Origin of the sequence: Candidatus Arsenophonus triatominarum (assembly GCF_001640365.1) — a bacterium.
GTDB lineage: Bacteria > Pseudomonadota > Gammaproteobacteria > Enterobacterales > Enterobacteriaceae > Arsenophonus > Arsenophonus triatominarum.
In genome coordinates this window covers 1-9618 of record NZ_LWMI01000043.1, presented here as the reverse complement: position 1 = coordinate 9618, position 9618 = coordinate 1, and the positions used below count along the sequence as shown (strand labels likewise).

11 protein-coding genes and 2 pseudogenes are annotated in these 9618 nt (G+C 38.4%); 12 read left to right on the top strand and 1 reads right to left on the bottom strand.

What is annotated here, in order from left to right:
* Nucleotides 1-844 (bottom strand): annotated as a pseudogene (locus AYJ55_RS21005) (IS481 family transposase); the annotation flags it as partial.
* 101 nt (nucleotides 845-945) lie between these two features.
* Between AYJ55_RS21005 and AYJ55_RS21000 the strand changes: the two are divergent.
* The 12 genes and pseudogenes from AYJ55_RS21000 to AYJ55_RS33855 form a co-directional block, all read left to right on the top strand.
* A pseudogene (locus tag AYJ55_RS21000) lies at nucleotides 946-1824 on the top strand (packaged DNA stabilization protein); the annotation flags it as partial.
* Nucleotides 1821-2468: a hypothetical protein gene (locus tag AYJ55_RS20995; RefSeq protein ID WP_063657659.1), complete on the top strand. Its 648-nt coding sequence runs from the start codon at nucleotides 1821-1823 to the stop codon at nucleotides 2466-2468. The pseudogene AYJ55_RS21000 and the gene AYJ55_RS20995, both read left to right, overlap by 4 nt.
* Nucleotides 2468-2935, top strand: a complete 468-nt coding sequence (locus AYJ55_RS20990; protein ID WP_063657658.1) for a DUF2824 family protein — start codon at nucleotides 2468-2470, stop codon at nucleotides 2933-2935. The genes AYJ55_RS20995 and AYJ55_RS20990 overlap by 1 nt, the downstream gene beginning before the upstream one ends.
* The gene (locus AYJ55_RS20985; RefSeq protein WP_063657748.1) at nucleotides 2913-3521 is read left to right on the top strand and encodes a lipase chaperone; all 609 of its coding nucleotides are present in this window, start codon (nucleotides 2913-2915) and stop codon (nucleotides 3519-3521) included. Before AYJ55_RS20990 ends, AYJ55_RS20985 begins: the two co-directional genes overlap by 23 nt.
* An 11-nt stretch (nucleotides 3522-3532) precedes the next feature.
* Nucleotides 3533-4843 (top strand): phage DNA ejection protein, encoded by a 1311-nt coding sequence (locus AYJ55_RS29955; protein ID WP_162505785.1) that lies wholly within the window; start codon nucleotides 3533-3535, stop codon nucleotides 4841-4843.
* 2 nt (nucleotides 4844-4845) lie between these two features.
* Complete coding sequence (locus tag AYJ55_RS33875; protein WP_245677495.1) at nucleotides 4846-6213, top strand: hypothetical protein; 1368 nt, start codon at nucleotides 4846-4848, stop codon at nucleotides 6211-6213.
* Between the two features lie 214 nt (nucleotides 6214-6427).
* Nucleotides 6428-6682 (top strand): hypothetical protein, encoded by a 255-nt coding sequence (locus AYJ55_RS33870; RefSeq protein ID WP_245677494.1) that lies wholly within the window; start codon nucleotides 6428-6430, stop codon nucleotides 6680-6682.
* 34 nt (nucleotides 6683-6716) lie between these two features.
* Nucleotides 6717-6977: a hypothetical protein gene (locus AYJ55_RS33865; protein WP_063658067.1), complete on the top strand. Its 261-nt coding sequence runs from the start codon at nucleotides 6717-6719 to the stop codon at nucleotides 6975-6977.
* A gap of 70 nt (nucleotides 6978-7047) precedes the next feature.
* A complete protein-coding gene (locus AYJ55_RS36450) occupies nucleotides 7048-7299 on the top strand; it encodes a phage tailspike protein (protein WP_074168182.1) in 252 nt (83 codons plus the stop codon).
* Between the two features lie 11 nt (nucleotides 7300-7310).
* Nucleotides 7311-7421: a phage tailspike protein gene (locus tag AYJ55_RS36445; protein WP_425393834.1), complete on the top strand. Its 111-nt coding sequence runs from the start codon at nucleotides 7311-7313 to the stop codon at nucleotides 7419-7421.
* Nucleotides 7418-8662 carry a hypothetical protein gene (locus AYJ55_RS36440; RefSeq protein ID WP_063657793.1) on the top strand — a complete coding sequence of 415 codons (1245 nt, stop codon included), beginning with the start codon at nucleotides 7418-7420 and terminating at the stop codon, nucleotides 8660-8662. Before AYJ55_RS36445 ends, AYJ55_RS36440 begins: the two co-directional genes overlap by 4 nt.
* A gap of 408 nt (nucleotides 8663-9070) precedes the next feature.
* Complete coding sequence (locus AYJ55_RS33855) at nucleotides 9071-9304, top strand: acyltransferase family protein (RefSeq protein ID WP_063657792.1); 234 nt, start codon at nucleotides 9071-9073, stop codon at nucleotides 9302-9304.
* Nucleotides 9305-9618 lie beyond the last annotated feature (314 nt).

Here is a 9618-nt window from a genome sequence, read left to right as displayed (position 1 = left end):
TTGTAATACAGTTCTATGAAAGCGTTCACAAAATCCCATTAGTTTGAGGTGAACGAGCTTTAGTTTTGTATGATCAATATCATTGATAGCGAGATAAAGTTTAAATCGTGATGTTCAACTTTACCACAATACTCACTGCCTCTGTCCGTCAGTATACGTAACACCGGTAACCATGCTGGGAATAAAAAGGGAGAACCTTGTCATTTAATAAATCTGCCGCCGTTATCGCGCTTTTTGTTGTGTAAAGCTTACAATGAACGACTTTACTGTAAGTATCAATGTAAGTTTGTTGATAAACACGACCAACGCCTTTTAAATGACCGACATAAAAAGTATCTTGTGAACCCAGATAACCTGGATGCGCTGTTTCAATCTCACCACAGGCTTCATCATCTTGCGCTTTCTTTTCTAGAGCACTGATTTGTGATTCTGACAGGATAATTCCTTCTGTTGCGATTTTATCTTCAAGCGCTTTTAGGCGTTTTGTAAAATTTTCGAGATTATGGCGCAGCCAAATAGAGCGAACGCCACTCCCCGAAACAAAAATGCCTTTTTTTCTTAGTTCATTACTACTGCGGTGTTGACCGTGTGCAGGGTATTCAATCGCATACTCGACTACAGCGCTTTCAATCTGTTCATCTACTCTATTTTTTACGTTAGGCACCCGTCGATTTTGATTAATTAAAGCGTCTATCCCACCATCGTTAACAAGTTCCTGGTAGCGATAAAACGTATCTCGGGATACCCCCATAATCTTACAGGCTTTTGAGACGTTATTAAGCTCTTCAGCGAGGTTAAGTAACCCGACTTTATGTTTGATGATAGGATTATTTGTTTGATACATAGAATTACCTTTTATTTAATTATCTAATGATGTTAATTAAAACCGGTAACGCTCTTTTTTAAATCAGAATTGTCGGATTAAGTTAAGACTAATACACATTTTACAGCGCTGAATCGCAACCTGATGGGATAGTTTCAGTTGCATCATGGCGAGACATGATAGTCTGTTTTGGTTCTTCTACGATTGAATACTTTTCGTTAACTGGCTCTTCTGATACTTCACAACCCATTTATATTGCTCAACCAGCGTATATGATTCAGATTGGTATTGCAGGTCGTAATTGCAAATGTCGTTATCAGGACAATTACGCAATTATTAGTCATCATTCTATTGGTCAACCATCAGTTTATATTATAGGTTCAGGTGAAAAAAACAAAATATCAACGGCTACTATTGATAAAATCATCAGTAATTATTCTGCTGATGAATTGTCTAAATCAGTTATGGAATCAATTAAATTTGATAATCATGAATTATTAATTATTCATCTTTCAAAGCATACTCTTTGTTTCGATATTTCTGCAAATAATCAATGGTCGATACTGAAATCAGGACTTTATGACAATCCCTATCGTGCGATTGATTTTATGTTCTATGGAAATCAAATCACAGCGGGTGACAAGAAAGAAGGAATTATCGGTAATTTAGTTTTCGACGCATCAAGTCAATACGAACAATCGACAGAACACCTTCTTTATACACCAATGATAAAAGCTGACAATGCAAGATTATTTGATTTTGAACTGGAATCTTCGACTGGTGTTGCTCAAATTGCAGATAAATTATTTCTGTCCGCAACAACAGACGGCATCAATTATGGCAGAGAGCAATTAATAGAGCAAAACTCCCCGTTTCGTTATGACCAGCGAGTTATTTGGCGAAGAATTGGCAGAGTTAGAAAAAATATTGGTTTTAAAATACGTATCATCACTAAATCACCTGTGACATTATCGAATATGTCGCTAAGGATTGAACAATGACGAATCAATATGCAAATCCAGGATTAAAGGAGCCAATCAGCGTCCAAGGTTCATATATCACCCCTGATATCCTTCCTTCAAATTTCAGCGAATCTTATCGTAGGATCGTTTTAAGTGGTGCCGAGGATATAGGCAAAGTCGTTAACAGAGCTAACGACTCAGGATATGAAGCTTATGCTGCGCAACTTAAAAATGAAGAGCAAGATATTATCCTTGGGAATCACGAGGAAAGGATAACAAAAACTGAGGAGGGTTTAGCAAGTCTTGAGGTTCGGGTGCTTAATATTGAGAACGACGTTAACGGACTTAAAATAAAGATACAAGACTTGGATGGCAAAGTATCCGAAATTATCGTTGATTACGTCTCCTTGAGTCGAGTGACTCAGCAAAATTTATCATCATCCCTCAATGTCAACACTGCTTATTCCGTTAACGGTACAAAAGTGGTTGGTCAGCGTGTTATTGGATTTACTCCCGCTATCGGTACTCCATTGAAGAACGCTTTTGATGCAGATCAATCCTTCGCAATTGGAAAAAAGTATAAAAAAGATGAAATTGATGCATTGGCTAATGCATTAATCGCATCCCGCCAGCGCATCAAGGCACTAGAAGACGCGTTAAGATCGCACGGGTTGATTGACTGATGGAAATTAAAGTTATTGACAATATCCAACAATTCCAGCGGTTTTTTATGGATAAAAGCAAGATCGGTTATGCAATGGAAAATAACGGGGATTATCAATTAAAGAACAATCAGCTTTATGTGGGTGTTTATGAAGGGTTAATGCTGGTTGGTTTTTTTTCAATAGAATTTATTCGCAACAAGTTAATTGAAATTCATCCTGTGTTTGATCCAGGTTTTCGAGGAAAATATGCATTAGAAGCCACAAAAAAATTTTCAAAATGGTTGGTGGATAATATCAATTTTTCAACCGTGATTACGTATGTTCCTGAAAAAACCCCGTGGGGGAAAATTATTTGCAAATTAATGAACATGCGAAGAGTCGGTGTGATTGATAATGCATTAACGGCAGGTAATCAACAAATCAATATGACAATGTATCAGGTAACAAAAGAGGAGTTAGAAGATGGGTGGAGGCGGTGGGGATAACGGCGCAAGCGAACAAGCTAGGGCATCACGTGAAGCAATAGATCTACAAAGAGACCAATGGCAACGTGTAATGCAAAATTTAACGCCATACATGGGAGTCGGGGTGCCAGCGTTAAATCAATTGCAAAATTTGATGTCGCCAGAGGGACAGGCACAGGCATTGAACAATTTTTATAATTCGCAACAGTTTAATGATTTGGCTAGTCAAGCGAGGTACCAAAGTTTAAATGCCGCCGAAGCGACAGGTGGTTTAGGTTCGACGGCAACAGGTAATCAATTAGCATCTATCGCTCCAGCATTAGGGCAGAATTTTCTATCTAATCAGATGCAAAATTACGGTAATTTAGTTGGCATTGGCATGAATGCAGCAACCGGACAAGCTTCAGCAGGTCAAAATTACGCTAATAATGTCGGTCAATTATTACAGAACATTGGAGCAGCAAATGCGGCTTCGGCAAGTAGCCCTTCTGGATGGCAGAGAGCATTAGGTGGTGGCATGGCAGGAGCTGCAACAGGCGCAAGTATTAGCGGACCATGGGGAGCTGTAATTGGTGGTGGTTTAGGTGCACTGGGTAGTTTATTTTAATTGGAGTTTCTATGGCGGCGTTTCAACTTGCTGGATTACCCAGTATGCAAATATCGAATCAAACTGCGGGAGGGCTAGGATTGCCAGCAGTACCACAATATGCTGAACGTCCTAATACGGGTGTTATGCTTGCACAGGGTATAGGTTCAATTTATGACAATTTGCAGGCAAGAGAAAAACAGCAATCAGAAGCGGATTTTATGAAATCTTTCGGTGCGGCTTATGCGGCTAATGATCGCGACGCAATGAAGCAACTTGCTGTGGCTCATCCTGAACAAATTGAACGCATTCAAAAAGGGATGGGTTTTATTGACCAGGACAGAAATCAGGTTATTGGACAAGCAGCCATGGATTTGCGTCTTGCTGCAAAAAGTGGTGATCAATCACTGATGTCATCATTACAGAAAAATGCACCGATATTAAATCAGATGGGATTATCACCAGAAGAAGCATTTTTATCCTACAAGCAAGACCCAAAACAGTTTGATCAGATGACTGATTTAATTGGTATGCATGCATTGGGTCCAGAAAAATATTTTGATATTCAAGATAAACAAGAAGGTCGTGACATTGACAGAGGTAAACTTGCTGAAACAGAACGCAGCAACCGAGCAGGTGAGTCTTTAACAATGAGAAGTCAAAATATTTCTGCGCAAAATGCAGCCTTGGATAGAGAGATAAAAAGAGCAGAACTTGAGAACAAGAAACTTGATCGACAAGCACAAAATTCGACTAACGAATTGCGAAAACAAGCATTAGAGCAACAAATTGCGGCTAATCAACAAAAGATAGATGAAGCAACTGAAAAAAAACGTGTCGCCCCGATTAATGATAGAAAACGCATTGATACAATTAATGACAACGCAGACAGATTGGCACAACAAGCGCAAAGTATATTGGATAATCCCTATCTGGAATGGACGGTTGGGGCAGGAAGTATAATGCCAAATATTCCTGGTACTGTCAGAGCAGATTTAGCGGCACAGATTAGCAATTTGAAAGATCAAATAGGACTGCAAACATTAAGCTCAATGAAAGAATTGTCAGCCAATGGTGCCGCTGGATTAGGGAATACCACTAACCGAGAATTTGGTTCATTGCAGAATTCACTGGGTAATTTGAGTGAAAAACAGTCGCCAGAAGCGCTCAGAAAAACATTGCAGAATATTATAAAAAACGCAAATACTAGCAAAAATAGGCTGAATGCTAACTTCAAGCAAATTTACCCGGATTTTAAGCAAGATGAGCCTAACGAAAAGATGAATGTTGATAGTTCAAATATTTCAGATGATGAATTATTAAATAAATATTTATCGAGGTAATCATGGCTATCAATGATTATTCAGAAGAACAGCTTTTTACTGCATTAAGAAATGCGGATTCAGCAGGCGATAAGACTGGCGCTCAACGAATTGCTGGATTAATTCAACAAAGACGATCTACTCAAAACCAAGATAGTAATCCTATTACTGAGGCAGGAAAAGGACTTTTGCAAACAGGTGTTAATGTAGCGAATATTATCCCTGAAATTGCCGATGCTTTTATGTCAGGAGCTTCGTGGGCGGGTAATCAGTTAGGAATTGGCGATGGTACTTATACACCAACACAGCGATTAGAGTTACCTGATAATTTAAAACCACAAGATCCATATGCCAAATTGGGTGCTGAAATTGGGCCTTATCTTATTCCTGGTGTTGGCGCAGAAAGAACAGCAGCCGCATTAGGTTCTGTTACCAACGCGGGAAGACTGGAGCGTGGTGCAACTAAATTAGCGGATATGGTGGCTGAAAATAGTGTAGGGGCATTAGCACAGAATAGTCAGCGCGATAATGGCCAAAATTTAGCGACTGATTTGGGTATTGGGGTTGCTGGTAGTGGATTAACGAGAGCGATTACTCCGCTATTAGGTAAAGCTTATAATGCAGTTGTGCAACGTACAGCATCACCAGCATCAACTGAAATTAACACGGCAAATGATATTGTACAATTAGCCAGATCTGAAGCAGGACGAGAATCAATAGCAGAACAAGCCGCCAAAATAGATCCGGATGTTGCTAAAGCAGCTGATGTTACGGGTATTGACATTAATGCTTTAACGCCAGGTATGCGTTCAGGTAGTACAGGCATTGCGCAAACTGAAGGAGTTTTATCTTCAACACCAGGAATTGTGCAAGATGCTCACATGAAAGCATTTGATGAAATAAAAAGCAAGTTGAACAAAAACTTAGAGGAATTAGGTGCAGAATCTGGAACGGCATCAGAAAAAAGCGCAGCGATTAAAGGAAGAGTCATATCAAATCTAGATGAAATGAGAGAGGCAGAGTGGAAAGCCTGGAATAATGTTAGATCTACAATGCCAAATCAAAAGATGAAAATGGCTAATGCCAATGCGGTTGTTCAAGCTGAAAATTCTGCTGGCGTTCCTTTATCATCTGAAATGAAGCAATTTGTTTCTGCTTATAAAAAAGGGGGAATTACGTTTGATGGCATGAAAGCATGGAGAGCTAAATTTTCTGATGCAGCAGAAAAATATAGCCGTAGAGGTGAAGCAAATGCGGCCAGACGTGCTGGAGAAGTTAGACAAGCCATAACACAAGATATGCAGAAAATGGCACAACAGGGTGGTTTTCTTGAAGACTGGACGAAAGCTAATGAATTATCTAAGGCAAGAATAACGCCCAAAAGATGCTGAAGCTATTTTTGGAAGAGACCTATCAAATGATGCGCTAATCACAAAAGGCGTTTCTGCATTACAAAGCTCATCGAAAAAAGGTTTAAAAGATTTCATAAAATAATGAAATCTGTTCCAAAGGATGAACATGAACCAACGATAGCATCAATATTGCAGGATGCAGCATCACAAGGTGTGAGAGGGGGTAAATCAGAAGGCGCGGGAATTTCACATATTGGCTTCAATACTTACACCACAAAACATTAATGTGATTAGACAATATTCACCCGATCTTGGAAGACTGACAGAAGCTTATGGCTTATTAGCAAAAGCGGCGTCAAAACCTTTAAGAAGCATTGAACATACAGGAAGATCAGTTCCCGTCCTGAAAACGCTCAATGGTGAATTACCAAAAATATTACAAATTATTTCTGACCCACTCAAGAATAAAGCGGTTGGGCTATTGCTGGCTATGCAGGAGCTGGAGTAACTGGTTCTGTATTAGGTTCTTTAGCGAGTTCTGCTTGTATTCTGGTATTGCCAATTTAGCCAGTAAACGTAGTGGCAGATATGCAATAGAGAAAGCTATTCAGGAAGCAACTAAAGCGGTTAATGCTGGAGCGAGTCAATCAGCCATTGAAGCTGCTGAAAGACGCTTTGTTAAAAATAAAGCCGTAATGAGAGTACTTCGTGATACGCTGAGTCGTGAAGAGTTCCAGCAAATGGCCAGACTTGGGTTTGTTGCTACGATGAGTGGAATGACAAAAAGTAACAACAACGAATAACAATCCTATCTAAAAGTTTTATAAATCCCATTATTTAATAAATATACACCTCATTTCTATCTGGAGAAAAATGTCAGATATTATGCCTAATGTTGTCGTGAGTATGCCAAGCCAATTATTCACCTTAAGAAGAAAGTTTGCTGCTGCAAGCAATGGTAAGGTTTACATCGGTAAAATCGATAGGGATCCACCATCCCAGAGAACCAGATTCAGGTATATCTTGAGAATGAAGACGGATCACATGTCCCTGTGCACAACCTATTATCATCAATCAAGCGGCTATCCAGTTTACAATGGTCAATTGCCAAGTTTGTCACAGTAGAAGGTCATTCAATGGTTGTGTATGACAGCCATGGTGCGCAACAATTCTATTTTCCAAATATTCTAAAGTACGATCCTGACCAATTAAAGGTAAGCTTAAACAACCCGATGGTGCATCAATGATAGGTGTCCAGCCATCGGGTAATCTGCAACAGATGTTGCATTATGTTACGCCTGAACAATTTGGTGCGATTGGTGATGTAAATGTCCACCCGCTATCTGAGCGATTTAAGACATTAAAAGAAGCACAAACGGTTTACCCTCACGTAACTTCATTAGATCAAACCATTGACTGGGCGGCATGCCAAGCAGCAGAGAATTATGCTAGAGGGAAGACAGAAGTTAATTGTCCTTCATATGCTCAATATCATTTTAAATTCGACTATTTAAGCATAGGTGTAAATTCAAAATGGAAAGCTGGAATCAACCCACAAACTGACTCTGGAGGCACAACAATAAAGCGTACCATTAATGTCGTCTCACCGCCATTCGGACAAGACTGCTTCGTAAGAGTAATGAACGCTACAACAGCAGGTAGTGCAGATGAATTTATACGCGGAGTGGTTTTCAAAGGATTTAAGCTTACGTATGGATTACCAAGAAGATCTCCCACTAAGAGTACTGGCAGAATCGGATTACATCTTAATTATGCTATTAAGGCTGAAATAGACGTTACCGTCAATGACTGTGAGTATGGGGTATTTGGATATTCATGCTGGGGAACAAAAGGTACAATTCGCATAGACTCATGTCATAAGGGTTTTTATGCAGATCCCGTGACACCAACGCCTGAGAATCTTTCTCCTCCAAATAATGGAAATACAAGTTTTAATTTGCGAGTAGAAATTGATGCGTGTCCTTTTGGCCTTGTATTGAGAAGTTGTGGTTATTCTGAATTTACTGGCTATATTGAGGGAGCAGTTGTAGGTCAGGGGAACTATGATAGTACAAACGAGACAGCAATTGCGGTGACAATGTTGAATGGTGATGGTAATAACATGAGGTTAGGAATTGAAGCATGGGAAGGAATTCACGTACTCTTGCAAAATGCTGCTCTTGAGATATCAGAGTCATTTGCACAGCAAAAAGATATAGTTAATTCAACGGGGAAAAATGGCCCCTGGCATTCGATGTCATTACTTACAGGTAATGAACAGCCATTAACAATTCCATCTGGTAATAATTCATTGTTTTATTCTATGTCTCATGGACGATTAACTGTCAAAAATTTAAAAATGGATGCATCAAGGGAGGTCTTCAATTCGGCATATCTTAGTTATCAAGATTCATCTAGTGGGTACTTTTCTTTAATACAGGTATTTATACTGGCGATATTCGAAGACTATCACCAAATAATTGGGTGAATATAGACGTAATTAATGATAAATATTTAGAGCCCTGCTTTTTGCCTGATTCGGGTACAGCATACAGATACTTAGGCAAAGGAATGTGTATTATGAAAGGTTGGAAACTTAAACCCGTTAACCCAGATGGACGAGTATCCATAGACGCCCCGAAGGATTTAAAATCATTGATTTTGATGTTCACACTGTGATTTCTAGTCAATCACAAGCTACAAATGCAGCTCCAATAGGTGTAGTATCTAACACTGATTCACAAATAGTTTTACAAACGCCAATAAATTCAGTTGGATTTTCAGTTTCATATAAATTAATCTTAGAAATTAATAAGTAAATGAGTTATTAATGAATCCGTGGTGATTAAATAATTTTTATGTCATATATAATCCGTTATAATTTATGGATATTGTTATGAACAATAAAAAATTAGATGCTATTCAGTTTCTTAGGGGGATATCTGTATTATTAGTCATCGCTTTTCATTTTAGGCAATATCTGAATAACGTCTATTTACAAGTTGATATTGGTGATAGATTATTCGGATTAGGTGAAGTAGGTGTTGATATATTTTTTGTTATTAGTGGATTTGTCATAGTTTACTCATCAATAAATAAAAAAACAATACAACTTAGAATTTTCTCTTAAGAGATTTTTTAAACTTTATCCTATATTGTTTTGTATTGTTATTACTAATTATTTTTAACATCAATCAAAATTATACTGCCTCGCAAATAATTTTTTATTATATACCCAATGACTATAACTTTATTGGTCCATGGTATGGATATAGCATCAATATACCCGCATGGACACTCACGTATGAGGTTATTTTTTATGCTATATTTGCTGCTGCAATTTATGAGTCATAAGCGTCGGACAACAATCTGCATCTTTATGATAATTATTATTGTATGTACCGCACAGATGTATTTTCGTGGTTTTCTACAATTAGATCCAAT